This window comes from Mucilaginibacter terrae (assembly GCF_031951985.1).
GTDB lineage: Bacteria > Bacteroidota > Bacteroidia > Sphingobacteriales > Sphingobacteriaceae > Mucilaginibacter > Mucilaginibacter terrae_A.
On record NZ_JAVLVU010000001.1, the window covers coordinates 4,717,043 to 4,743,504 of the forward strand.

The 26,462-nt window shown below is 44.4% G+C and carries 24 protein-coding genes; 10 read left to right on the forward strand and 14 right to left on the reverse strand.

The features are described from left to right. The first annotated feature begins 8 nt into the window (after positions 1–8). On the forward strand, positions 9–956 hold the full coding sequence (locus QE417_RS20220; RefSeq protein ID WP_311952967.1) for an MlaD family protein: 948 nt from the start codon (positions 9–11) through the stop codon (positions 954–956). A gap of 361 nt (positions 957–1,317) precedes the next feature. Here the strand turns inward: QE417_RS20220 and rodA are convergent, their stop codons facing one another. The 7 genes from rodA to QE417_RS20255 all read right to left on the reverse strand — a co-directional run bounded on the left by rodA (position 1,318) and on the right by QE417_RS20255 (position 9,819). Continuing rightward, complete coding sequence (rodA, locus tag QE417_RS20225) at positions 1,318–2,577, reverse strand: rod shape-determining protein RodA (protein ID WP_311952970.1); 1,260 nt, start codon at positions 2,575–2,577, stop codon at positions 1,318–1,320. After that, positions 2,570–4,573, reverse strand: a complete 2,004-nt coding sequence (gene mrdA / locus QE417_RS20230) for a penicillin-binding protein 2 (protein ID WP_311952973.1) — start codon at positions 4,571–4,573, stop codon at positions 2,570–2,572. Before mrdA ends, rodA begins: the two co-directional genes overlap by 8 nt. After that, positions 4,574–5,089: a rod shape-determining protein MreD gene (locus QE417_RS20235; protein WP_311952975.1), complete on the reverse strand. Its 516-nt coding sequence runs from the start codon at positions 5,087–5,089 to the stop codon at positions 4,574–4,576. It abuts the gene before it with no gap. Beyond that, positions 5,082–5,918 (reverse strand): rod shape-determining protein MreC, encoded by an 837-nt coding sequence (mreC, locus tag QE417_RS20240; RefSeq protein WP_311952978.1) that lies wholly within the window; start codon positions 5,916–5,918, stop codon positions 5,082–5,084. The genes QE417_RS20235 and mreC overlap by 8 nt, the downstream gene beginning before the upstream one ends. Positions 5,919–6,030: 112 nt before the next feature. After that, positions 6,031–7,053 (reverse strand): rod shape-determining protein, encoded by a 1,023-nt coding sequence (locus QE417_RS20245; protein ID WP_157539597.1) that lies wholly within the window; start codon positions 7,051–7,053, stop codon positions 6,031–6,033. Positions 7,054–7,196: 143 nt separating this feature from the next. Then, entirely contained in the window at positions 7,197–8,729 is a 1,533-nt protein-coding gene (gene purH / locus QE417_RS20250) for a bifunctional phosphoribosylaminoimidazolecarboxamide formyltransferase/IMP cyclohydrolase (RefSeq protein WP_311952982.1), read from the reverse strand. An 88-nt stretch (positions 8,730–8,817) separates the two neighbouring features. Then, complete coding sequence (locus tag QE417_RS20255) at positions 8,818–9,819, reverse strand: ligand-binding sensor domain-containing protein (RefSeq protein WP_311952983.1); 1,002 nt, start codon at positions 9,817–9,819, stop codon at positions 8,818–8,820. Positions 9,820–9,986: 167 nt separating this feature from the next. Between QE417_RS20255 and nhaA the strand changes: the two genes are divergently transcribed. Beyond that, positions 9,987–11,093: a Na+/H+ antiporter NhaA gene (gene nhaA, locus QE417_RS20260; protein WP_311952985.1), complete on the forward strand. Its 1,107-nt coding sequence runs from the start codon at positions 9,987–9,989 to the stop codon at positions 11,091–11,093. A 337-nt stretch (positions 11,094–11,430) separates the two neighbouring features. Here nhaA and purN read toward each other — a convergent pair whose 3' ends face one another. The 3 genes from purN to QE417_RS20275 form a co-directional block, all read right to left on the reverse strand. Beyond that, complete coding sequence (gene purN / locus QE417_RS20265; RefSeq protein WP_311952987.1) at positions 11,431–12,024, reverse strand: phosphoribosylglycinamide formyltransferase; 594 nt, start codon at positions 12,022–12,024, stop codon at positions 11,431–11,433. Between the two features lie 62 nt (positions 12,025–12,086). Next, a complete protein-coding gene (locus QE417_RS20270; protein ID WP_311952989.1) occupies positions 12,087–12,635 on the reverse strand; it encodes a hypothetical protein in 549 nt (182 codons plus the stop codon). 109 nt (positions 12,636–12,744) lie between these two features. After that, positions 12,745–15,213 carry an ABC transporter permease gene (locus tag QE417_RS20275; protein WP_311952991.1) on the reverse strand — a complete coding sequence of 823 codons (2,469 nt, stop codon included), beginning with the start codon at positions 15,211–15,213 and terminating at the stop codon, positions 12,745–12,747. A gap of 704 nt (positions 15,214–15,917) precedes the next feature. Here QE417_RS20275 and QE417_RS20280 point away from each other — a divergent pair. The 5 genes from QE417_RS20280 to QE417_RS20300 all read left to right on the forward strand — a co-directional run bounded on the left by QE417_RS20280 (position 15,918) and on the right by QE417_RS20300 (position 20,136). Beyond that, complete coding sequence (locus tag QE417_RS20280) at positions 15,918–16,913, forward strand: hypothetical protein (RefSeq protein WP_311952994.1); 996 nt, start codon at positions 15,918–15,920, stop codon at positions 16,911–16,913. A 155-nt stretch (positions 16,914–17,068) separates the two neighbouring features. Next, entirely contained in the window at positions 17,069–17,653 is a 585-nt protein-coding gene (locus QE417_RS20285) for a DUF262 domain-containing protein (protein WP_311952997.1), read from the forward strand. 11 nt (positions 17,654–17,664) lie between these two features. Next, entirely contained in the window at positions 17,665–18,777 is a 1,113-nt protein-coding gene (locus tag QE417_RS20290) for a DUF262 domain-containing protein (protein ID WP_376717555.1), read from the forward strand. A 178-nt stretch (positions 18,778–18,955) separates the two neighbouring features. Further along, entirely contained in the window at positions 18,956–19,261 is a 306-nt protein-coding gene (locus tag QE417_RS20295) for a hypothetical protein (RefSeq protein ID WP_311947754.1), read from the forward strand. Positions 19,262–19,263: 2 nt separating this feature from the next. Beyond that, positions 19,264–20,136 carry an IS3 family transposase gene (locus QE417_RS20300; RefSeq protein WP_311954588.1) on the forward strand — a complete coding sequence of 291 codons (873 nt, stop codon included), beginning with the start codon at positions 19,264–19,266 and terminating at the stop codon, positions 20,134–20,136. Positions 20,137–20,371: 235 nt separating this feature from the next. Here QE417_RS20300 and QE417_RS20305 read toward each other — a convergent pair whose 3' ends face one another. Then, the gene (locus tag QE417_RS20305; protein WP_311953003.1) at positions 20,372–20,749 is read right to left on the reverse strand and encodes a PH domain-containing protein; all 378 of its coding nucleotides are present in this window, start codon (positions 20,747–20,749) and stop codon (positions 20,372–20,374) included. Between the two features lie 531 nt (positions 20,750–21,280). Between QE417_RS20305 and QE417_RS20310 the strand changes: the two genes are divergently transcribed. Together QE417_RS20310 and QE417_RS20315 are read left to right on the forward strand one after the other, a co-directional pair. Further along, positions 21,281–22,258: a hypothetical protein gene (locus QE417_RS20310; RefSeq protein ID WP_311953006.1), complete on the forward strand. Its 978-nt coding sequence runs from the start codon at positions 21,281–21,283 to the stop codon at positions 22,256–22,258. A 104-nt stretch (positions 22,259–22,362) separates the two neighbouring features. Beyond that, positions 22,363–22,920: an acyl-CoA thioesterase gene (locus QE417_RS20315; protein WP_311953008.1), complete on the forward strand. Its 558-nt coding sequence runs from the start codon at positions 22,363–22,365 to the stop codon at positions 22,918–22,920. Between the two features lie 83 nt (positions 22,921–23,003). On the opposite strand, the gene QE417_RS20320 is transcribed toward QE417_RS20315, so the two are convergent. From QE417_RS20320 to QE417_RS20330, 3 genes are all read right to left on the reverse strand, one after another. After that, positions 23,004–23,165, reverse strand: coding sequence for a lmo0937 family membrane protein (locus QE417_RS20320; protein ID WP_311953011.1), 162 nt, complete (start codon positions 23,163–23,165; stop codon positions 23,004–23,006). 127 nt (positions 23,166–23,292) lie between these two features. Further along, positions 23,293–24,042: a heavy-metal-associated domain-containing protein gene (locus tag QE417_RS20325; protein WP_311953013.1), complete on the reverse strand. Its 750-nt coding sequence runs from the start codon at positions 24,040–24,042 to the stop codon at positions 23,293–23,295. Between the two features lie 60 nt (positions 24,043–24,102). Then, positions 24,103–24,663: a helix-turn-helix domain-containing protein gene (locus tag QE417_RS20330; protein WP_311953016.1), complete on the reverse strand. Its 561-nt coding sequence runs from the start codon at positions 24,661–24,663 to the stop codon at positions 24,103–24,105. 50 nt (positions 24,664–24,713) lie between these two features. On the opposite strand from QE417_RS20330, the gene QE417_RS20335 reads away from it, so the two are divergent. Then, on the forward strand, positions 24,714–26,276 hold the full coding sequence (locus QE417_RS20335; protein ID WP_311953020.1) for an ArnT family glycosyltransferase: 1,563 nt from the start codon (positions 24,714–24,716) through the stop codon (positions 26,274–26,276). Positions 26,277–26,462 lie beyond the last annotated feature (186 nt).

Sequence of the window (26,462 nt, forward strand, 5' to 3'; positions counted from 1 at the left end):
CAACTACCTTGAAAATATCTAACGAAACCAAAATAGGCGCATTAACAGCCGTAGGCATTGCTATATTAATTTTAGGTTTTAGCTACCTTAAAGGCAACGATGTTTTTTCATCGTCGAATAAATTTTATGCTATATACCGCAACGTTGAAGGATTAACCCTATCAAAACCGGTATTAGTTAATGGTTTTCAAATTGGGCACGTATCAAACATGACGCTACAAACTGAGAGCGGCTTTACGGTAGTTGAGTTTAAAATTGATCCCAAATACCCTATTCCTGTAAATAGTATAGCACGTTTAGAAAGTACCGACTTATTAGGCAGTAAAGCTATTGTGTTTGAATTGGGTAACAGCCGCGAGGTTGCCGAAAACCAGGACACGCTCCGCGCCGATATTCAAGGTAGTCTTGCGCAAAGCCTGCAACCTGTACAGCGCAAAGCCGAAGTGCTGATGGATAAAGTTGACTCAAGCTTAGCTGCTATCAATAAAATATTAAACCCCGAATTTCAGCGTAATATCGACCGCAGCTTTTTGAGCATTGCCAATTCGCTGCAAACATTAGAAGGTACTACCAAAAAAATTGACCGTTTGGTTGCCGGTCAAACTGGCCACATTAATGGCATTATGACCAATGCCGAGGCCTTAACCGCCAGCTTGCGTGCCAGCACGGTACGTTTAAATGCTACCACGGCTAACTTTGAGCGCCTGAGTAACGATTTGGCAAATTCAAACATTAAAGAAACGCTTGATAACGCTAATAAAACCATGTCCGATCTGCAGCAAACCGTTGCTAAAATTAACAATGGTAAAGGTTCATTAGGTTTATTGATGAACGACGATAAGATGTACAACAATCTTAACGCTGCATCAGAAAACCTTAACAATCTGTTTATCGACTTGAAAGCACATCCTAAACGCTACGTGAGCTTCTCTGTGTTTGGGCGTAAGGCTGATTAATACTGATTAGAAGACGATATAAGCAAAGCCTTTCCAATTGGAGAGGCTTTGTTGTTTTATGATGCCAACCATTTGCATTATTGCAATACAGCAATGAGAAGGAGGAGAGCCGTCTAAGCGATGCCAAAGGTCTAAAGCATAAGCCGGGGTTATTCCCGTTACCCTGTTAATGCTGAAAATCATGAAGGTGTATCTGATTTTTAAACGCCCGCTAAATAAAGAAATGATATGCTATATTCTATTGGGCGCAAGTAAAACTTGTTCCTTACAAATTCAATTCTGAAAAATTCTATAAATTCTGACTAATTCCGGTTCAGACAAACTCTTGCTTCCCGGCTCTTGTCACTTACTTCTAAAAATCTTACGCAATATGCCCCAACCTGTTCGAATCCAGTTTAATGAGGATAAATAACAGGATAGTAAAGCTCCATAACGACGACCCACCATAGCTGATGAAAGGCAGCGGGATACCTATAACGGGCACAAGGCCTATCGTCATGCCAATATTTATCACCACGTGGAAAAAGATAATGGAGGCCACTCCGTAGCCGTATACGCGTGAGAAGGGCGACCGCTGTCGCTCGGCCATCATGATGATTCGCATGAGCAGGAAGAGGTACAGGCCAATTACCACTACCGAACCTGCAAAGCCCCATTCCTCGCCGATGGTGCAAAAAATAAAGTCGGTACTTTGAGCCGGTACGAACGAGTATTTGGTTTGGGTACCTTGCAGGTAGCCCTTGCCCCATAATTTGCCCGAGCCTATGGCTATTTTTGATTGGTTAACGTTATAGCCAATACCCTTTTTATCTGATGTGATACCCAACAACTCATCAATACGGGCTTTTTGGTGGGATGGGAAATGGGCATAGGCGGGTTTAACCACAAAAATAAAACCTATGCAAATGGCCAAAACAGCCAAAATGGTAATCACTGTTTGAGGTGTACGCCTGATGAAAAAGAGTATAGCACCAGCCACAGCCGCCAGCGCGCCAATGATATACCACTCGTTAACCACCAGGGCCAAAATGAATAATGTAATAGCCAATCCGGCAGCAATGAGGAAGATGGGGGATAAGCCCTCGCGGTACAAGATGAAAATGAATGAGCAGAACACCAGGGTTGAGCCGGTATCGGGCTGCATCATAATTAAAAACATGGGCAGTACAATGATGGCCGCCGCTGTAAAAAATGATTTAGGCTCGGTAATACGAATGTTTACGCCGCTCAGGTATCGCGCCAGCAGTAAACAGGTGCTAAACTTGGCAAACTCCGAGGGTTGCAGCCTGAACGATCCTAACGGAATCCAGGCCTGGTTACCACCTACGTTACGCCCCACTGCCAGTACGGCTATGAGCAGTAGTACGGTTACCACGTAAAAAACAGGTGCAAGTCCGTTAAAAAAGCGTGAATCCAGCAGTAAAATTACCGCTCCCAGTACCACAGCCGATATAATGAAGATGAACTGCTTGCCATATTCTGTTTCCAGGTCGATAATGTGAGGATGCGTTTCATCAAACACCGCCGCATGTATATTGAACCAGCCAATGGTACATAACGACAGGTAAATTAATATCGTAAGCCAGTCTACATTAAAGAAAAAGCTGCGCTGGTTATTCATCTTCTTTTCGCTTGGGCTGGTAAGCCAGTACTTTAGTTAAGGTGTCTTTTTTCTTACGTTCAGCGGCCGATTTTAGCTCTTGCTGCTTCCGGGTAGTATCGGTTTTGCTTTTGCGTATGCTATCAAGTTTGATACTGTCTTTCTTTGTCAATTTTTTTACCGGCGGTTTCCAGCCCGGTGGCGGTGGCAGCAAATTAGCATCGATGATGTACTGTACCTGTGCCTTTGGCTTGGTAATGGTATCGCGCAGGTATTTTTCTATCATGTAACTGCCTATTGGTGCCGCCCATGATGATCCGTAGCCTGCGTTCTCTACAATTACAGCAATGGCAATTTTAGGATTATCGCGCGGGGCAAAAGCCACAAATACCGAGTGGTTTTTGCCGTGCGGATTTTGCACCGTACCCGTTTTACCGCACATTACAATGCCCGGTATGCGTGCTGCAGCAGCAGTACCGCGGTCAACAACATCCTGCATGCCATCAATTACCGGTTCAAAGTATTTTTCGTCAATACCTACGTAGTTGCGTTTGGTGTACTCGTCTTTAATAATGTTTTTATCGCCTATTGACTTAATAAGGTGGGGTTTGTAATAAAAACCACGGTTAGCCATTACTGCTTCAATATTAGCCATTTGCAATGGCGTGGCAAGCAACTCGCCCTGGCCAATAGCCAGTGAGATAATAGAGCTCGAGCGCCAGCGGTTTTTGCCAAACACGTTATCGTAGCGCAAAGGCGTAGGCACGTTACCTCGCGATTCGAACGGCAGCTCAACATCCATTTTTACGCCAAAACCGAATTTATTAACCTGTTCTTTCCAGGTAGTTAGGCTGCCCCTGATGTTTTTAGAGCCACGGGCATTCATCAACTTGTCAAACACGTAACAAAAGTAGGTGTTGCACGATTGTGATATGGCCTTGCGCAAATCGGTAACCCCGTCAAAGTGTTCACATTTAACCTGATGATTACCTGCCTGGTAATAGTGCGGACAAAAGAATGTGGTTTGCGGTGTTATAATACCTTCTTGCAAGGCAATAAGTGCATCAAGTGGCTTAAATGATGAGCCGGGCGGATAACGCGCTTGAATAGGCCGTATAAACATAGGGTTATACGGGTCTTTATACATTTTCGACAGGTTGTTACCCCGTTCGCGACCGGTCATTAAGTTTGGATCGTAAGTAGGGCTGCTCACAAATGCCAGTATTTCACCGGTCGATGGTTCAATGGCCACAATACTTCCAACTTTATTGGTCATTAGCTTTTCGCCCAGTTTTTGTATGCGGAGGTCGAGCGATGAAACGAGCCTGTCGCCGGTTACAGCAACGGTATCAAATTCGCCGTTAGAGAATGAGCCTTTAGACACGTTGCGCGAATCGACCATGTTGTAAGTAACACCGCGCTGGCCACGTAAAACATCCTCAAAAGCACGTTCAACCCCCGAAATGCCCACATAATCGCCCCGGCGGTAATAGTTACCCGATTTTTCGATCATCTTATCGTTAACCTCACCTATGTAGCCCAGAAAATGGGCCGCAGTTGAATCGGGATAAGTGCGAACGGTACGCGGCACAGCCTCAAAGCCCGGAAAATCAGACATGCGTTCCTGCAGGCTGGCGTATAGTTGTACAGGTATTTGCTTCTCAAATACCGATTGTCGGAAAGGTGAAAATTTTCGGGCTTTTTCAAAACGTTTTGCAAAGCCTTCCTTGTCAATGCTTAACAGTTTGCAAAATTCAAGGGTATCAAAAGGTTTTACCTCGCGCGGGGTAACCATAATATCATACACAGGCACGTTTTGTACCAGTATTTTTCCGTTACGGTCAAATATGGCACCACGGGCCGGGTAGCTTATGGTTCGGCGCAAAACATTCTCTTTGGCCGATAGGAGGTACCTGTCGTCCATTATTTGTATAAAAAAGAGGCGCCCAAGCAGCGTTAATGCAAGGGTTATAAAAATGGCGGTAATTACGTAGCGGCGCTCAAAAAAGCTGTTCATTTATCGTTCTTTCCTTCTGTAAAATAAGAAGCTTGAAATTAGTACCAAAAATAAGGTAAATACTGTACTTGATAAGAAACGAAGTAAAGTATATTCTATTTCGGATAAACTGAAAACTTCGAGGTTGAACAGGAAAAAATGGTGAAACAGGATGAGGATCAAAGAGTAGGTGAAAAACCACCTGAAGCCCATGTTGCCCAGGGTGGGTTCGGGTTCGTTATCAAACCCTTCTTTTTGTACGGTAATGCTGATAAACAGCACCCGCACAAAGGCCATAAGCACACATGCCGCCGCATGAAGTCCCGGCGTGTCGTAAAAAGCATCGATGGTGAGGCCGAGTAAAAACGAAAGGAAGAATAATAAAATGTTCGGCGTTTCGAACGGCAGCAGCATAATGAACAGGATGTACAGGTACGGTGCCGACAGGTTATAAAGCGCCACATTTTTCAACAGGAAAACCTGTACCAGCACCAGCACCACAAAGCGGACGAGATTATATATTAAAATCCTACTCATCTTTTTTCTCCTGTGCTTCCAGTTCCTGGCGTTCGGCAGCCAGTTTATTGTTAATTACATATACATATTGCAGCTTGCTAAAATCAACTGCCAAATTAACTTCCATGTTTAAAAAGAAACCGCCGCCTTTGGCATGCAGGTTACTCACCCGACCCAGCGGTATTCCTGCCGGGAACAACTCCGAATAGGTTGAGGTTACTACCCATTGGCCTATGCGTGGTTTAACGTGGTTAGGCACGTCAATAAATAATGCCTTTTTGGGGTTCATATCGTCGCCCCATTTAAAGCTGCCAATATCTTTGGTGTCGGCCAGCATAGCACTAATTTTAGTATCCTTATGCAGCAGTGATTGCACCAGCGAAAGGTGCTCAGAAGTATATACCACCTTCCCCACCACACCCGAACTACAAATTACGCCCATGCCTTTGGCAATACCGTCTTTACTGCCTTTTTGTATAGTAATGTAGTTATTACGCTTATTGATGGAATTGTTGATTACACGCGCCTCGGTGTAAGTATATTGCTGTTTGTAAACACTATCGGTAACAGTGGTTTTGGCCAGCGTATCGGCATAATAGGCCGATTTGAGTGTGCCACGTAAGCGGGCGTTTTCGCGCGCAAGGCTGTCGTTAACATCTTTTAGCGCCAGGTAGCTATTTAGCTCGTTAGCACGTGCATACATGGTACCCGTAACATCATTAGCCGTATTGATGTAAGTAGCCCGCTGAAATGAGTTATACTTAACATAAATAACCAACGCCCCGATCTCGAAAATTAGAAACAGAAAAAATGCGTTGTACTTGCTTATAAAGATCAAGAGGTTACGCATGGGGCGGGGCTAATGAGTGAATGAGTGAATGAGTGAAGGATTGAATTGATTTGCGAATATGGAATTTATCATTCACTAATTCACTAATTCAGTCCTTCACTCACTGCTTAAATTATTGCATTAAAAACTTATAGTTACCAATATTTTTAAGGGCGGTACCTGTTCCGCGTACTACGGCACGGAGTGGGTCTTCGGCTACGTGTACGGGGAGTTTGGTTTTGGCAGCTACACGTTTATCTAAACCGCGTAGTAACGCACCACCGCCGGTTAAGTAAATACCGGTTTGGTAAATATCGGCCGAAAGCTCGGGAGGTGTGATCTCCAGTGCTTTTAAGATAGCTTCTTCAATTTTAGAGATCGACTTGTCTAAACAATGCGCAATCTCGGTGTATGATACGGTAATTTGCTTAGGCACACCGGTCATCAGGTCGCGGCCCTGTACAGCAAAATCTGCCGGTGGATCTGCCAGCTCAGGCAATGCCGAACCTACTTCGATCTTGATCTTTTCGGCAGTACGATCGCCGATCATGATGTTGTGCTGACGGCGGATGTATTGCACAATATCAGAGTCGAAGTTGTCGCCCGCTACGCGGATAGACTGGTCGCACACGATACCCGAAAGGGCAATAACCGCAATTTCGGTAGTACCACCACCAATATCAATAATCATGTTACCCATTGGCTCCTCCACATCGATACCGATACCTACGGCAGCAGCCATTGGTTCGTGAATGAGGTAAACCTCTTTAGCACCGGCAATCTCTGCCGATTGGTGTACCGCACGTTTTTCAACCTCAGTAATACCCGATGGGATACAGATAACCATACGCAACGACGGGAAAAACCAGCCCTTGCCTTTGTTAATCATCTTGATCATACCGCGTATCATGTGCTCTGCCGCATCAAAATCGGCAATTACACCATCCTTAAGCGGACGCACGGTACGTATATTTTCGTGGGTTTTACCTTCCATTTGCATAGCCTGACGGCCAATGGCAATAACCTTATTGGTTTTGCGGTCAAATGCAACAATGGATGGCTCGTCAACCACCACCTTATCGTTATGTATAATGAGGGTATTTGCAGTTCCTAAATCAATAGCAACTTCCTGTGTGAAAAAATTAAATAAACCCATTGATTTCGTATGTCAAATAATCTGCAAAGATTATAAAAATATGTTGTAAACCCCCTCTAAATCTCCCCCAAAAGGGGAGACTTTTTTTTTTGATTGCGATAGGTACTAACGCCCTCCCCCTCGGGGAGGGTTTGGGTGGGGTATTAGTGCTTAAAGTGCCTAACACCCGTAGTTACCATGGCAATACCTTTTTCGTTGGCCTTGTTAATCGAGTCCTGGTCCTTAATTGAGCCACCCGGTTGCAACACCGCGCTAATGCCTGCATCGGCCGCTATCTCCACACAATCAGGGAAAGGGAAGAACGCATCAGAAGCCATAACCGAACCTTTAACATCAAAACCAAAACTGGCTGCTTTTTCAATTGCCTGGCGTAAGGCATCAACACGTGAGGTTTGGCCCACGCCGCTGGCAATTAAACGATTGTTTTTAGCCAACACAATGGTATTTGATTTGGTGTGCTTAACCACTTTGTTAGCAAAGTACAGGTCTTTTAATTCCTGCTCGGTTGCTTGCTTAGTAGTTACAGCGGTCATTTTATCAGGCCCTTCTATCACCAAATCCTTATCTTGCTCAATTACACCATTCAACAGGGTTTTAAACTGTTTGGTTGGCAATTCAACCGGCTGGCGAACCAGTATTATACGGTTCTTTTTAGCTTTTAGTATATCAATAGCCTCGTTTGTGTAAGCCGGGGCTATTAATACCTCGAAGAATATTTTGCTCACCTCGGTAGCCGTTGCTGCATCAATTTCATCGTTAGCAATGATCACACCACCAAAGGCCGAAACCGGGTCGCAGGCCAGTGCATCCACCCAGGCATCTTTAATATGCGTACGGGTAGCAATGCCACAGGCGTTGGTATGTTTTAATATGGCAACTGTAGGGTCGTTAAATTCGTCTATCAAGGCAACGGCGGCATCAACGTCAACCAGGTTGTTGTATGATAGTTCTTTGCCATGCAGTTTATTAAACATGGCATCAAGGTTGCCATAAAAAGTGCCTTGCTGGTGCGGGTTTTCGCCGTAGCGTAAAACCTGGCTGGTTTGAATGCTTTGTTTGAAAACCGGCAGTGCTTCTTCTTCCTGGTTATTAAAGTAACCAAAAATGTGGCTGTCGTAATTTGATGAAATGTTGAATGCTTTTAAGGCAAAACGACGACGCTGGTCATAAGTGGTAGTGCCTTCCTGCGTTTTTAACAGGCTTTCTAATTCCTGGTAATCATCTTTAGAGGCTACGATCACAACGTCTTTATAGTTTTTAGCCGCAGCACGAATAAGCGATATACCGCCAATGTCTATCTTCTCAATAATATCTTCGTGACCGGCACCTGAGTTAACCGTTTCTTCGAACGGATACAGGTCAACAATAACCAAATCTATTTCCGGAATTTGGTACTCGGCTAACTGCTGCTCATCGCTGTCAAAATTACGACGGGCTAAAATGCCGCCAAATACTTTAGGATGCAGAGTTTTTACACGTCCGCCCAAAATTGAAGGGTATGAGGTTAAGTCTTCAACCGGAATAACATCGGCACCCAGGTTACGGATAAAAGTTTCGGTACCACCGGTTGAATAAATGTTTACCCCCAGGCGTTTTAATTCGTGAATAACAGGCTCTAAATGATCCTTATAATAAACCGAAATTAACGCGTTTTTGATTTGGACAGACTGGCTCATGCAACAATGTTTTTTGAAGCCGCAAAGGTAGTGATTTAGTTTATTAGTGAATAGTGAATTGTAAGTTGTTTTATGCTAAAAATGAGCCTTAACGATAAACCGCCACACCGCCATCATAAGTGCCCAGCCACTTGCGCCCATTGGCATCTAAAGCCATGCTCAAAACCGGCGAATTAGTCCCCGGAATAGCAATAACCGGTGATTTCCTGTCGCCATAAAGGGTAAAGGTGGCACCGCCTACCCAAATCTTGTCGTTTTGTATAACCATGGCCCTGAAACCACGAGCCTGCTCGGGGCGGGTAACTTCTTCCCAATGGTTTCCATCAAAGCGGATTACTGCCTTTACAACGGTTCCGGCAAGCGCAGCAACAATCCTGTCATTCTTATCTACCGCAATACTGTACGCAAAAGCCGAAGCATAGCCCAACTGATCGAGCCGGTAGCTTGTCCATTGCCCGTTTTGATATTTTTTAATGACACCTACAAATGAAAAACCTTTAAATTCTCCCATCCACAGGGCGCCATTGTGGTCAACCGCCATGGAAAGGATGGTTTCAAAATGATCGATGTATTGCCAGTTGCCGTTGGTTATTTTAATGATGCCTTCTTCGGTGCCTGCCCAAACGGTGTTGCGCCCGGCATCGTAAGCCATGCACTTAATACCATTGTTGGTGAGCAGGCTGTTGGCGGTGGTATATACATTCCAGTTAGTGCCATTAAAGCGGGCAAGGCCATCGGGCGTACCCACCCAAACCGTACCATTATCTTCAACTGTTAACGCTTGTATATGATTTGAGGGCAGGGGCGAATTGCCGGTGTTGTATATCGTCCATTGAGTGCCTTCCAGTCGGGCTAATCCCTCGGCCGTTCCCATCCATTTAACATTGTTTTTGCCAATGGCTATGGCATTCACCTGATCATTGGGCAGGGGAGAACTGGCGTGATCATACGTTACCCATTCAGGAAAATTGCTGTTACCGGGCTGCGGCAGTTCTTCTTCAGAAGTTTTTGGAGGATGGATGTTGCTTTTCTTGCAGCTTAAACTTAGCAGTAAAACCGGTATCATTAATAAGTAGATAAATTTTTTCATGTACATGTGATAGTTAAGGTTTTACCTTGACGATGAAAGCTGGTGATATGTTACAATGTGAAATTTTAAATCTATTTAAGCCTCAAATGGTATATTAGCTGCAATGGCTAAACGTTTATTAAGACAAACTTTCGATTTTATAAATCATCCGGCTGCCGGGGGGTATTTTGCTGCTAACAAGCGTTATTGCATCGTTGGTTATTGCCAATTCTCCGTTAGCCTCAACCTTTCAAGCCGTGTTAAATAGCCATACGGGTTTTTACATTGGCCAGTTGGAATTAATATATCCGCTCATTAGCTGGGTAAACGATGGACTGATGGCCATATTCTTCTTCATGGCGGGGCTTGAAATTAAGCGCGAAATTGTTGAGGGGCAGCTATCTGAGTTTCAAAAGGCATCGCTGCCGGTGTTTTGCGCCGTGGGGGGAATGCTGGTTCCGGCCGCAATATACTTTTTGCTTAACTACGGTACACCCACGGCCAATGGTTGGGGTATACCCATGGCTACCGATATTGCTTTTGCCGTGGCTATATTGAATGCCATCCGCAAAATAGTTCCGCCTGCGCTCAAGGTTTTTTTAACCGCGCTGGCCATAGCCGATGATTTGGGAGCCATTGTAGTGGTAGCTGTTTTTTACACACAAAGCATCGAATTTACCTACCTGCTTTATGTATTGGCAGTTTTTGGGTTGCTACTGGTGTTTAACTTTTTTGAGGTGAAGAGCATATGGGCTTACGTCATTCCAGGCGTGGTCATGTGGTATTTTGTGCATCACTCGGGTATACATGCTACGGTTGCCGGGGTGTTAACGGCACTGGCTGTACCCGTGCGTAATAAAAAAGGCGATGAGGTGGCAGCTCATTTTGAACACAAGCTACACAACCCGGTCAACTATATCATTTTGCCCTTATTTGCCCTGGCTAATACCAATATTACCTTCAAGGCCGAAATGCTGCACGGTTTAGTTAGTCCGCTGGGGTTAGGTATAGTGGCCGGGCTTATTTTAGGCAAACCTATTGGAATTATAGGCATGGCTTACGTGGCTGTAAAAACCCGGTTAGGTAAACTGCCACAACAGGTGAAATGGCCGCATATTGCCGGCATGGGATTGTTAGCCGGTATAGGTTTTACCATGTCCATTTTCATCAGCTTGCTATCATTTAGTAATAAGCTATTGCAAACCGAGGCCAAGTTTGCCGTGCTGCTGGCATCGGTACTGGCAGCATTGAGTGGGTTTTTGCTGTTGCGAAGTTATTCGCGAAGGCGAATCTAACTCAAGAGAACTTCTTTTAAACAGAATATTGTTACTTTGCAGAGGTACTTGTCCGCTATTCGTCATCTCCCAACTTCGGGACGAAAGCGGGGCAGCACTCATGGACTGTGCGGTAGGAGGGGCCTTTTAGATTTTGCTGAAGCGCAGGGAAAGCGGGAAGGAAGTGGCGCAAAAGATAACCAGCCTGTGGTGCTATCCGGCTTTGCAGCGTGGGCCTTGTGCGAGAAACGAAGCATTGCGGAGGTTGTCCGCCTTAGACGTATTGGTTCTTTCATCAAGGAAAGAACAAAGAGCCTCCGCTGCTCAGAAGCGGTAGATAAGCGATAAGCTCACCGTGTTATTCAATAACGCTTCCCTTTACCTTCTTCAACAATCCTTCAATCACTTTAGGGAAATGCTGGTGCTCCAGTTGCTGGCCTTTGAGTTTAATGCTATCCAAAGTATCCTCAGGTTCTATTTTAAATTTAGCCTGATGAATGGTTTCGCCCTCGTCAAAGTGTTCGTTAACAAAGTGAATGGTTATGCCCGATTCGGTTTCACCATCGGCCAAAACGGCTTTGTGAACATGATCGCCGTACATGCCTTTACCGCCGTATTTAGGCAGGAGTGAGGGGTGAATATTGATAATTTGATTGGGAAATGCTTTTAATAACGATTGTGGAATAAGCCAAAGGAATCCGGCCAGCACGAGCAAATCAACTTGCATGTTTTTGAGGATTTTTACCACCTCATCGGTTTTAAAAAACTCTTCGCGGGTGAATACGTGGGTGGGTATCTCAAAGTTATCGGCACGTTGCAGCACGTAAGCTTGCGGGTTGTTGGTTAATACCAAAACTACTTCGCCATCGGGGTGGTGCTTAAAATGCTCCATTATTTTTTGAGCGTTTGACCCTGAACCTGATGCAAGAATGGCTATTTTGGTTTTAGACACGGTAACTGTTATTTATAGCGGTAAATATAGTATTTTCAAGAATAACGCAAGTTGACATCCCATTAATGAATAAACCCGTAGCGGGTAATCAATCGCCTTAAAACCACCACCGGGGTACGGTAAACAGTATCGGTTTTAACGTTTTCGAGCACCAGCGAGTTTTGCCCCAGGTTGGTTACCCGTACACGCGCAAAGGGTTTTGAGCTACCGGCCTTTGAGGTATCCTTACAAACCATGTTCGAGCTTAAAAAAACCGAATCGGCCAGGTTGGTACTAACCGTGGTGGTATTCACATTCATGGCGGTGGTTAACTGCCAGGTACCTTGCGATGACTGCTGTATGCAATGAAAGTTATCATAGGTACAGGTACCGCCATTGTTAAAAGTAAACACTTGTAATCGCGAGCAATCGGTGTTCAGGGTATCGCGCAGTTTGGTGGTATCGCCATGCAAAAGCTCGGTACGTACCGATGCCAGCCGCCACACGCCCGACGTAATTAAACTGTTGATGTAGGAACCATCGGTTTCCTTTTTGCAGGAATTAACCAGCAGCCCCATAAGCATTAAAGCAGGTATAACAAACAGCGGTAGCTTTTTAAAAACGTTTTGCACGGCGGTAAAAATACAAAATCCTGTAAACTACCGCTTACAGGATTTTGGTGTAAATTATCTGCGGTAGTTTTACGCTACCATAACGTTATATAGGCTTGGAAAATTACAGCTACTCGGTTTTTAAATTTTTAACAGGGTTAGCAAGTGCCGCCTTAACCGATTGAAAGCTGAGCGTAACAAAGGCTATAAAAACGGCAAGTAGTCCCGCAGCGGCAAATAACCACCAGCTTATGGTAATGTGATAGTTAAAGTTTTGCAGCCACTTGTTCATGGCGTACCAGGCCAGGGGCGATGCTATTACAATAGCCATGATAACCAGTTTTACAAAATCTTTAGAGAGCAGCAGGGTAATTTGCGCTACCGATGCACCCAGTACTTTACGTATACCTATCTCTTTGGTGCGGCGTTCGGCAGTGTAAATTACCAGGCCTAATAAGCCTAAACAAGCCACAAAGATGGATAGCGATGTGAAAATGAATAACAGGCTGCCCATTTGATGGTCGGCCACGTAGAGGGCGTTCAGGTCGGCATTTAAAAAGCTGTACTCAAACGGTTGTATGGCATTGTAGTTTTTCCACTTGTTGCCAATTTGATTGAGTGTATTAGTTGGGTTACCGGGCTTTAAACGGGCTATGATAACCGAACTGAAAGCATCGTAACTCTTTGATGAATAACTAAAAAACGCAAACGGCTCAATAGCATCGTGCAACGAATCAAAGTTAAAATCTTTAACCACGCCTACCACTTTATACAGCTCCATTTTACCGCCGGGGTAACGAATGTACCGGCCAATGGGGTCTTTCCAGCCTATTTGCTTTACGGCGGCCTCGTTTAAAATTACCGATAGCGAATCGTTGAAGTTTTTATCGAATGTACGGCCTTTGGTGATCTTGATGTCGAGTGTTTTCACAAAATCATCATCAACCATGTACGAGCCAAGGGTAATATCCTTGGCAATATGCTCGTTGGGCGATGTGGCAATGGGCACATAAAAATCGCCGAACGATTCGCGGGTGAACATGCTGGTTGATTTGCCCACACTTGCAATTTGGGGCAAGGCTTCCAATTCCTGTCTGAATTGCTCCTCGCTGTTGCCCAGTTTTTCGGCATTGGCAAATACTACTACGTTTTCTTTATCAAAACCTAAATCGCGGTTTTGAATATAGCGCAACTGCATATATACCACCAAGGTGCATATAATTAACGCTGTTGATACGGTAAACTGAAACACCACCAACCCGTTACGCACCCCGCTGTTGCCCTTGCTGCTTTTAAATATACTGAACCCTTTAAGTATGCTTACCGGTTTAAACGATGATAGGTAAAACGCCGGGTAACTGCCCGCCAACAAAGTAACCACGGCAATTAATGCAGCTGTAAACAGCCAGAATTGGCCATTCAATAACATGGCCGAAGTTATATCCTTGCCCGATAACTGGTTAAAGTAAGGCAGCAACGCCCAAATCATTAGCACCGCAACTATTACCGCAAACAGGCTCATAAACAACGCCTCGGTGAGGAACTGCTGCACCAACTGACTTTTCTCCGAACCCATTACCTTGCGCACGCCAATTTCTTTGGCGCGTTTGGCCGCCTGTGCGGTACTCAGGTTAATAAAGTTTACACAGGCAAGTATGATAATGAACAAGCCAATAGCGCCTAATATGTACAGGTTTTTAATATCGTTTTGAGTAGTGACCACCGATGTTATACCTGCCGAACCCAAATGCACATCAGGCAGAGCCTGTAAGTGCAGATCCCAGTAACCGCCTTTTTTCAGGAACTCATCATAATTTTTACCTATGCGCTTAAAAGCCGGGGCGGCCAGTACGCGCAGCATGGCCGGAAACTTGCTTTCGAGGTTTTTGGCCACATTAGGGTTGGCTGCCGCCGATGGTTTGAGCTTGATGTAAGTAGCCATATTGAGCCATACCCAGCTCCAGTTAAAGTATTTTACCTCGCTGTAATTGCTTACAGGTACCAGCATATCAAACTTTAATGAGGAGGTTTGCGCCACATCCTTAATTACACCGGTAACTTTGAGCGGGTCTTTGGTGCGGTCGGCCTGCAGCAGTTTGCCTAAGGGGTTAGTGTTACCAAAGTATTTCTTGGCCGATGCCTCGGTTAATACCACCGAGTGCGGGTCGAGCAAACAGGTTGCCGGGTTGCCCTCCAGTAAGGGGTAGGTAAGCATCTGCAAAAAGTTAGAATCTACTGCAAATATCCGTCGCTCTACAAACGACTTGTTTTCGTCAACATTGCGTATAAGCAGGTTGCCCGGGTTATAGATGCGGGTGTAGCTTTCTACCTCGGGGAAGTTATCCATAAGCGCCTTGCCGGCCGGGGGAGGGGTGTAACCGGCATAAAACTCACTGTCGCCCATTTTGCCTTTCAGGTTTACGCGGTAAACGCGCGAGGCATCATTTACAAAGCTATCATAAGCCAGTTCGGTTTTAATGTACAAACCAATCCACATTACACAGGCAAACCCAATGGCCAAACCCGATACGCTGATCAGCGATGATACCTTATTACGCATCAGGTATCGCCATGATATGAGGATGTAACTTTTAAGCATAGGTGTACGGTTAAAGATAATGTCTTAACCTATGCACAATATAAGCCAATTATTTAATTGTTTGATTTTTAGGTTTTTGTGTAAGAATTGGTTAGTGAAGGATGTTCGTTTACGGACGATTGGTGTGCGGTTTAAGTTATTGGTTAGCAGTTTGTTTACCTACCGCTTTTCTACCGCTCATTGCCGCGGGGGCTACTTCTTTTGTCTTGAAACAAAATAAGCAAAAATTCAAGTCACCTCCGCTATGCTTCGTTGTCGCACAGAGCCACCGCTGCAAAGCCGGGCAACACCACAGGCTGCTTAGCTTTTGCCCCGCTTTGCTCCCGCTTAGGGCTGCGCTTCATCAAAATCTAAGAGGCCCTTGCCTACGCACAGGCCATCATGTGCTGCCCTGCTTTCGCCCCGAAGCTGAGAGGCGACGTAAGAGAAAAGCCTTTGCACTGTTAAACGAGCGCGGGGCATTCAGCGCACCCGGCCGGGTGCTGCCTATGGGGAGGAAGGGATTGCGATGAATAGGCCTTTTGGTTCTTTGTGGCTATGACAAAGAACAAAGCCTCAGCGGCGAATGAGCGCTCGCAAACTATTCTTAGCCAGAATTCAACACTAATTATGCCTGCCCACCCATCTTCACCACAAAAGCAATCATATTAACAACCAGTTAATAAACTTTTCATAATTTAGGCTCACAAACACTTACCTTACATATGAAAAAACTATTATTACTGGCTCTATCAGCCACGTTTATGTGCATTAACCCGGTGCAGGCGCAGTTTGGCGGCTTCGGCAAAATTATTGACAAGGGTGCCGAACTGGCTGGAAGCACCGGGCTCAACAAAATACTGAAACAGCCCGCAGCCATAACCACCAATTTTAAGGATGTAGATACCAAAGGCATGAAACCGCCCACTTTTCAGGAAGGCCAGGTTGCGCAGCCTTTATACCTGTTGCCCAAAGGTGCTAACGGCGGTTATAAGCTATGCGCCGGTTATTATGAAATGACCAACAAAAGCTACTGCCTGCACGCCGGAACCCGCGGCCCAAGCAATGGCGATGGTTATATGCTGGCCCCCGTGCTTGGCCCCAAGCACGATGTAGTGGTAGCCATACTTAAAAGCGGCGAAAAGCACCCCAATGTGAGCCAGCGCGATATACAGCAGCTTTTGTGGGCTATTATTGCCCGCACCCGCTTTGCCGATTATAATACCACCATTAAATTAACGGCCACCACCTTACTATCATCGGCCGATTTGCTGAAGCTGGAAGGCGGTGCATTGGGCATACTACCCGCCAGCGTAATGGACAAGGCCAAAGCGCAATTACCCGAACCTGTACAGGCCGTGTTTGAGGCCGAAAACAATATACGCCGCCTGGCAGCATCAGGCAATGCCAGTTACGAGGAGATGGAACGTTACGCCGTATTGGCAGGCATAGCGCCATCGGTCAATACCGAGTTTCCGTCGGGCACGTGGAGCTTGCACCCCGATGGGTATTACGTGCGATATATACCCAGTGGGTACTCGGTAACCAAAACACAAATATTTGTACCGCAACAGTTAGTTGATACCAAACCCGACCTGGTTTACGATGCCCCCAACGCCATAGCATGCCCCGCCAATACCGGTGCGCAAAGGCTTATCCAAACCAACGAACCGTTGAACCCTGATTATAGCGTGAAGCTGAAGGTTAAGTGTTTGCCGTAGGGGTTTTGATTTTGGAATAATATGCAGGCCTTTTCTTTTTGGAACGGCCTTTTTTGTTGTTATAATGAGCAAATGCCAGTCTTAATATATTATACTTAATTAACATATATCATAGTCTAAAATATTTATCATATTAGGGGTGCTAAATTTATCACATGAAAATTACTTGTATAGATAAAGAGATACGTAAAGTTTTCGAGACAGGATATTATCATATTCCAAGATTTCAACGTCCCTATTCATGGGAAAAAGATCAAGTACTTGAATTTTGGAGTGACTCAGTTATTGACAGTGAAGCCGACTACTTTATCGGCTCAATAGTGGTTTATACCAAAAGCGGGGGAGAGTTATTTGGGGTAGTTGACGGCCAACAACGATTAACTACTATTACGATGATTTTATGCGCATTGAGAGATTTTTACGTTAAAGAAGGGTTCCAAAATTTAGCAAATGGAGTTCATGTTTTAATAGAGAAAACTAACCTTGAAGATGAAAACCAGTTTGTTCTACAAACTGAAACATCATACCCTTACTTCCAAGAACACATTCAAAAATTTGATGAACCTGAAACATTGGTCAATTTTGGTTATGAAGAGATAAATCTTAAAAATGCTTTCGCTCAAATAACAAATTTCATCAAGGAAACAATTCAATTAATCAAGAATGATAAACAACTTGATAAGAGCCAAAAAACTGAAGCTACGAAATTAAAACTAAATGAAATTCGTGACAAAATTTAAAACTCAAGGTAATTTATATTGAACTTGATAATGAAGATGATGCTTATATAATATTCGAGACGCTTAATACAAGAGGTAAAGATCTAAGTGTAGCTGATTTGGTTAAAAATTATCTCACAAAGAACATTAAAGCGAAAAATTCAAAAGTTGATTTACCAAAAGATAAATGGGGGCAAATCAGAGATAATATTGATAGTACTACTATTGATCTCGACATTGACACTTTTTTGCTCCATGTTTGGCTGTCGAAATATGATTTTACGACTACCAAAACTTTATTTAAAAAATTAAAGAACACAATTAAACCAGGACAAGCAAAGTCTTTCTTAGACGACTTGTTAATGGACTCTGAGATTTATAAATCAGTTTTTGATACTCAATTACGTAAATGGAATCGAAATGAATTACCACTAAAATCATCACTTGACTTTTTGTCAAGTTTTAAGGTGACCCAACAAACACCTATGGTTTTATCAATTATGAGGGAGTTTGCTTCAGGACGATTAAAGTTTAAATATGCTAAGGAAGGTTTAGAGGCAATAGAACATTTTCACTATATTTTTACTGCTATTACTTCGCAACGCTCTTCTGGAGGTATAGCTTCAATGTATTCTACTTTTGCGAGGGAACTATATAATGCAAAAGATGATAGTGAAAAGTTAAATGCTATTCGTGAATTGAAAGGACGAATGAGAGAAAAACTGCCTACTTATGATGAGTTTTTAGCAAGCTTTAGAACATTAAAATTCACTAACAACTATACAAGACAAAAACGCATTCTTCAATATACTTTAGGAAAAATAGATCGTCATTTTAATAGTAGTGGAGTTGTAATCAACTATGAACAAATGACATTAGAGCACATAGCAGCTCAAAGTATTTCACATAAACCTGCTAATTATGATGAATATGTTGGCACTATAGGAAATTTAATTTTCATCGATCAAAAAACCAATAACGATTTGGCAAATAGAGACTTTGCTGAGAAAATTAAAACTTTAATAAAATCAAGTGTTTTTGTCGATGATACATTGAAATCTTCTTTGATATGGGAACAGGAACAAATAAATCAGCGAACAGAAGATTTAGCAAAACTTGCATTTACAAAAGTATTCAAAATTTAATTCATTTTTTTGGTTGGCTCATCACTAACCCCGCTATTAGTAATTTTCAAGCACAAATCTGCACAGCCTTAGACTTTTAACCGGCACAAACTTCACTAACTGTTCAAGGTGTTCAACTGCGTTTCATGCGTGACTTGTCCTGGCTAAGGTTTACACAATAAAAACAGAAAGTGTAACCATGAACAAGAGCCAGATAGCGAAGATCCTTCATGACCGGATCACGCACGGGCTAAGTTTTCGTAGCTTAGCCAAAAAGTATAGTACCTCTGCGGCTACTATCCATCGAATTGTGAAAAAAGAGCACCCCATTAAAAAAACCCAGGAAGAGCAGGACACGTCCATGCCTGATGATGTAGCACAGCTCAGAGAGCTGCTGCGCAAGGAGCGTTTAAGGAACGAACTGTTGAACAATATCATCGATATAGCAGATCAGGAGCTGGGCACTAACATCAGAAAAAAGTCTGGCATCAGGCGGTCGGAGTAAGTATAACGGCACATTCACGTGGCTTGCGTGAACTGTGCGGACTGCTTGGTTACAGCACACAAGCTTATTATCAGTATTTAAAAGCAACGGAACGTCGGAGCTTCGGCCAGGAAGAGCTCGTCCAGCAGGTACTGGCTTACCGCAGGGAGCAACCCCGTATAGGGACGAGGAAGCTGTTTTCACTGCTGCAGCCGGCTATAGGCCGTGATGCATTCTTTGTGTTGTTACGGGAAAGCGGGCTGCTGGTGCGGCAGAAGCGCCGTCATGCACGCACCACGTTTTCCTACCACCGCTTCAGGAAGTACCCGGACCTGGTAAAAGAGATGGTTATAGACCGTCCGGGCCAGCTTTGGGTGAGCGATATTACCTATATCCGCATGGGGGAAGGCTTTGCCTATCTGAGCCTGGTAACAGATGCTTACAGCCGAAAGGTCATTGGCTTTTCAATGAGCCATGACCTTTCTACGGACAATTGCCTGCAGGCTTTAAAGATGGCACTGAAGCAACGGGAAGGAAACCATCCCCTGGTGCATCATTCGGACCGGGGCATACAATACTGCAGCGGGGCATATACGGAGTTATTAAAGCAAAATGGGATCTCTATCAGCATGACGCAAAGTGGTAACCCGCGCGACAATGCCATTGCAGAACGGGTTAACGGGATCCTCAAGATGGAACTATTGCAGGAAAGATACGCAGATATCAGCAGTGCCAGGCAAAGCATCAGGCAGGCTGTTATTATCTATAATACCCTGCGCCCGCACAGTAGCCTGGATATGATGACACCTGAACAAGCCCACAGGCTGACAGGGCCGATCAAACGAAGGTGGCAGAATTACTACCCGGTAAAGCAACAGTATGCGGATGTTGTGTAAACTTATTTTAGTACGTACCTTTAAAGTGTAAATCAATAACAGTATTAACCACACAAAGTGTAAACTTTTTTCAGGACGGGTCAGCGTTCAACCCGTTCAATATGTTTTATGAAACACTTTTTGAAACACCATGGTAAAATCGGGCAATTTCGCGGTTTTCAGCAAAAAAATGCGGAACGGCATAGAGGGGAGATCAAAGTATACGGTTGGCCTAACACCAACCGTATATTTATCCTTACAATACGTGCTGCGCCAATATTTTCTGCAGATCGTAAATATTAACCTGCTTGTTAAACTTCTTGCTAATGCTGGCCGTGGCTTCGCCCGATACCCAAATGTTCAGTTCGGCATCCAAATCGAGGTGACCGGCCGTTGTAATGCTAAAGCGCGATATGCTCTTATAAGCTACCGACATGTACTCTACCTTACTGCCCGTAATGCCTTGTTTGTCAACCAAAATAAGGCGTTTGTTAGTAAAAATAAATACGTCTCTAAATAGCTTAAAGCCAATTTCAATAGCTTCGCCCTCAGCCATTAAAAAGCCGTAATCTTTGTTCAGTTCGGCAGAGTCGGCAACACCCGCGTTGCCCAGTAATTTTGAAAATAAACTCATGTGAGGTTTTGTTGAATAATGTTTGTAAGGCATAAATATATAATAATTGCCGCTTATTTTTATTGCAAAGAGCAGGGGAAACGTGCGATTCCCCTCTTGAGAGGGGTGGAGGGGTGTGTCATTGTGTACACGCAAAGTTTGCGAATTACACACCCCTGCCTACGCGCTGCCTTGCCCGCCCCTTCTCAAGAGAGGAGTTTAATAGAACGTTAAATTTGTCCGAGCGGGGTCTCTCATCGAGGACCCTGCAGTACAAGTTACTCATAAAACCCATAGCCCAACGCAGTGCAGGGTCCTCTACGAGAGACCCTGCTAAAACCTAATAATTGCCGCTGATTTTAACAGGGGAAACGTGCGATTCCCCTCTTGAGAGGGGTGGAGGGGTGTGTCATTGTGTACACGCAAAGTTTGCGAATTACACACCCCTGCTTACGCCCAGTCTTACCCGCCCCCTCTCAAGAGGGGAATTGAGAAAAGACAAAACCCCGGCTCTTGTTGCGTAATTGCCATTTTCGGCTTATTTTGGCGGGTATGATTTTCTACCGGCATTTTACCGTTTCGGTCCGTTTGATGTTAATGTTGGCTACCGGCCTGTTCTGTTTTTCGTGTACACAAAAAACGCCACCAAAAGATCTGGCCGTGCAGGGCACCTCGCCCGAGAGTAAGCACGAGCGCATTTCTTTTAAACCCATTGAGGGTATTGCCTATACCGAGATCCGTCGCGAGTACGAGAACGGCTTAGGCTTTCATCAGCAAGGCTACCACCTGCAGCCCGAGTGGCGCGTTACCTTCTTGCCCGGTAAAGATTCGGTGCGCATATTTAGCCTGGTGCTGCAACGTTTTATAAACGACGGTATCATTTTCGACCACGATTCGGTAGTGAACGTGGCGCACTCCTGGCTCAAAATAAAACAGTTGCACCCCGATAGTATGAAGTTTCAGGTGCTATACGTGCGCAACAAGCATATTATGGATACCACCGGGCAAATTTATATGACCCTGTACAGCAATAACTACATCAAAAATAAGTTGCATACCACCGTACAAGAACTGCAAAAGCCGCCCCGCCGCGATACCCTGTTTATACAAAAGCGCGTGCGCGAATCAATAGCCGATATGAAGAAGCATGCCTTTGCCGCTACCGAGCCGGTCACGTTCACCAGCAGGGTTCCACAGGTAACGGTATCGCAAAAAATATTGAAGAAAGATGATGCCCTGAAGGATGCCACACTGGCCGATAATTACCTGCTGCCCGAGTTTGATATTACCATACACAAGGCCTACGCCGATTTCTATCATTCTATGCAATTGTTTGTAGACCAAAACGGTAAACTGCATTTTGATAAACCAACCATAGGTATTTACGACGAGGTAGAGCATCGTATTAAAATAATGAAAGGCGTGGTTGATGGTTATCTTACTGCTTACCTAAGCACCACACCCGGCAAAACCCTGGGCATGGCGCACCCCAGCATTATTAAAGTAAATGTAAAAGGCATACAAGATTGAAGCAATGAGTGAATGAGTGAGTTGTGAATGAGTGAATGTTAAAAGGGAATTAGAATTCACTCGCAAATTCACTGATTCGCTCATTCACTACCTATATTTATAACATGGAAGACTACAAAACCGTACCCTACTCACAAACCACGCTAACCGAACTCATGATACCCTCATATTCCAACTTTGGAGGCAAAGTGCACGGGGGCATAATTTTAGGGCTAATGGATAAGGTTGCTTACGCCTGCGCCGCCAAACACGCTGGTAATTACTGCGTAACGGTTTCTGTTGATACGGTTAACTTCCTGGCGCCGGTTGAGGTGGGCGAACTGGTTTCGCTGCTGGCCTCGGTAAACTATGTGGGTAATTCATCCATAGTGATCGGCATCCGTGTACAAACCGAAAACATCAAGACCAAAGAAATTAAGCATACCAACTCGAGCTATTTTACCATGGTAGCCATGGGAGAGGACCATATGCCCGCCAAGGTTCCGGGACTGATATTACAAACCCGTACCGAAATTAAACGCTTTTACGAAGCCTATCACCGTAAAGAACTGGCCAAATATTACAACCAGGAACAAGCCCGCATAAAAAATGATTCGGAAATAGAAGAAGCCCTGCGCCTCATTAGCAATGAGCGTTGCCGCATTGAGCTTACCGAAGGTTAATAGGTATTGTACATTTTTTTATACAAAAAAGCGGCCCCCTGTATAAAGAGAGCCGCTTTTTAAAATTTATTGCTTTTGGCAAATTATATTGCCGAAGACGATGGGCCTCTGAACATACCCAATATCAGCGAAATAACCGCCAGTACAATTAAAATATGAATTAAACCGCTTACTGAATAAGCAAATACGCTGATTGCCCAACCTATGATCAGGATAACGGCAATGATGTACAATAATGATCTCATAGTGATGTTTTTTAAAGTTAATGTTACCTGTATAGCATTCAAAATCGTGCCAAAAACATTAATTAAAAAGAAAACAAAGTATTCAAAAGCTTAAAACTAAATGATATGTTTTGGGTATTGCCGGGTGTTACATTAACCACAGCATTAACCCGCTCATTATAATCATTAATCCGTCCTCAATAATGGTAACCGTACTCATGGGCAGGTTAAACACTGCGCCTAAACAGGCACATTTGATAACTTTTTTGTTCAGTACGGTTTGCAGTACGCCTATTATGCTTACGCTCATTACCACAAGGGTAACCAGGTTGGTAATTGCCGGGTTAAAATTGGTGGCATAAGCTAAACCCAAAGCCAGTTCGAGCAGGGCGTAAATGTAACCCCATCCCTTAAACTTACGGGCTATCACATCGTACATGGCATAACTATCGGTAAAGCCATCGAGATTAAGCATTTTAAAAAATGAAAACACCAGGAAGAATCCCGCCATAAACACACGCATGAATATCAATTCATCAAACCCTAATAGGGTTGAACCAGCTATAACAGATACCGTGGTGATGTAAAAAAAGATGAGCACAATGGGCTTGTAGGTTTCAAACCAGGTGCGCTTGTCTTCTGGCTCCAGGCTCATGGTGCCGCTAATGGGGCTTTGGTGAGCGGCCGGGGCATCGGTAAGCTGGTATTTCGGATATTCTTTAAGGGCATCCTGTAAAACGGGCGTGTTTACGTGTGCATCCATGGCAACGGTAACCTGGCCTTTGTCAAGGTCTACCACAGCTTCGGTTACGTGGGGTACCTGGCTTAGCAGGTGTTGCACTTTATATTGACAACCGGCACACGTCATGCCGGTTACTTGATAGGTATGTTTCATCATACAAATGTACGATATACAATAACCCTACGTTTATACAATTCAGGGATAGGTTTTCAAAATTTACAGTTCTTCGATATTGCGGCGCTTATTGTCTTTAATGTTTTTGAAATGGCTGGGCGTTAAGCCCGTTTCCTTTTTAAACTGGCTCGACAGGTAAGCTACGCTGCTGTAGCCCATTCGGTCGGCAATCTGGCTTAAGGTAAGTTCGTCGTAAATGAGCAGTTCTTTTACCTTTTCGATCTTCTGACTAATGTAGTATTTCTCAATTGTGGTGCCTTCGGTATCGGAGAATAAGTTGCTCAGGTAATTGTACTCGTAATTCAACTTACTGGCCAAATGTGCCGATAGATTAATGCTCAAACTATTTTCGGAGTGATGAACGAGGTCGATGATGAGGTTCTTCATTCTCTCTACCAGGCGGCTTTTACGGTCGTCTATCAGCTCAAAACCTAAGTGTTTGAGGCGGTTATTAAGTGTTTGGAGCTGCGCTGCGTCGAGTTCCTCGGTAAGGGTTACCTCACCCAGTTCAATATGTTGGGCATGAAAGCCGCTTTGCTGCAACTCGGCCTCAACAGCCATAATGCAGCGGCGACAAACCATGTTTTTAATATGCAGTTTCATGTGGATGTGCAAAGTATTCAATTTAATGCTATTTTTAGCAAAACCCTGTCATGCAAGCTTCATCATCTTCACCGGAAAAAAATTACGCACCCTTCATCCTGCTCTTTGTCGCTCTTAAATTGCTGCTCAATATGCTGGCCGCCGGTCATTACGGCTTTCACCGCGACGAGTTGCTGCACCTCACCCTGGGCAACCACCTCGACTGGGGCTACATGGAAGTACCGCCCCTCATTGCCCTGCTGGCTAAAATAAGCACCGCTGTTTTTGGCGATGCTGTTTTTGCAGCGCGGGTGTTCCCGGCCATTGCATCCGCATTGATGGTGTGGTTTACCGGCTTGCTAACTGTTGAGTTTGGCGGACGGCGTTTTGCCATTGCCGTAGCCTGTCTGTGTATGATATTTTCGCCGGGAATGGTGGCCAGTGGATACCTGTTCCAACCCGTAGTGTTCGATCAGTTTTTTTGGCTCATGGCGGCTTATTTGACCGTTAAGTATGTAAACACAAATAAGCCTCAATACATGTATGGGCTGGGTGCCGCTATGGGTTTCGGGCTGCTCAATAAGTATACCATGGGCTTTTATGCCGGGGCGCTAATTTTAGGTGTGTTGATTAGTCCGCAACGCCGGGTATTGTTTCGTAAGGAAGTATTGATAGCCGTTGCTATCACCACGCTCGTGTTTTTGCCTAACGTATTATGGCAATACATCCATCACTGGCCCATTGCTAAACACATGGGCGAACTTAAAACGCAACAGCTCGATTACATAAATCCTATGGATTTTGTAATGCAGCAGTTTATGCTGCACGGCGTATCGGCAGTGGTGTGGCTCGTTGGTTTGGGATTTTTACTGTTTCACCATAGCCTTAAAACCTATCGCTTTGTGGGATTTGCCTACCTGCTGGTATATGCCTTTTTATTGTTGATGAAGGGCAAGGCTTATTACCTGCTGGCCGGTTATCCTATGCTTTTTGCTGCCGGAGGTTTTAGCATTGCATATATGATTAAAAATTACATAGGCCGGAGTGTAACGGCCTTTGCGGTAATAGCGCCTAATCTGCTTTTGTTACCCGTGGTGCTGCCCATATTCACCATTAACCAAACACTCAGTTTTTTTGAGTACTATCACCAACATTTGCCTTTTATGGATTTTGCCATTACTTGGGAAGATCACAAAAAACACCGCACCACGCAAGACTATGCCGACATGTTTGCCTGGGATGAAATGGCCGCCAAAACCGCTAAAATATATTATTCGCTAACCCCCGAACAGCAAAAGCGCACCGTAATATTTGCCGACAGTTACGGCGAAGCCGGTGCCCTGCACGTTTACCGCAAACGCTACAACCTGCCCGAAGTGGTTTGCCTCAACAGCAGCTTTGCCCTATGGGCACCCGCAAAGCTCAATGCCGATTACATCATATACATAAGCGACGACGATGATGTAAGCGACCTTGCACCCGATGTTGACAGCTACAAACGCATGGCCGGTATCGAAAACAAACTATCGCGCGAATATGCGTACGGTACAGCTATTTATTTGCTAAGCGGTGTAAAGCCAAGTTTGGAGGTGAAGTATGAAGCGCATGCGAGGGAGAGTAGATTGGAGGAGTAGGAAGAGGCTTGTTAGCTTTATGGTACTATGTTTTACTCGATGCAATCAATGTATAACAGAAATTGTTATGATACAGCAACCGAATTGATGTGCATATGGAAAAATATTGTACCCCCGAATTCACTTTCAACAAGGTGATTACCTATTCGCCGCTTAGGTTAACACTTTTAATGGTAGTAATAGGGT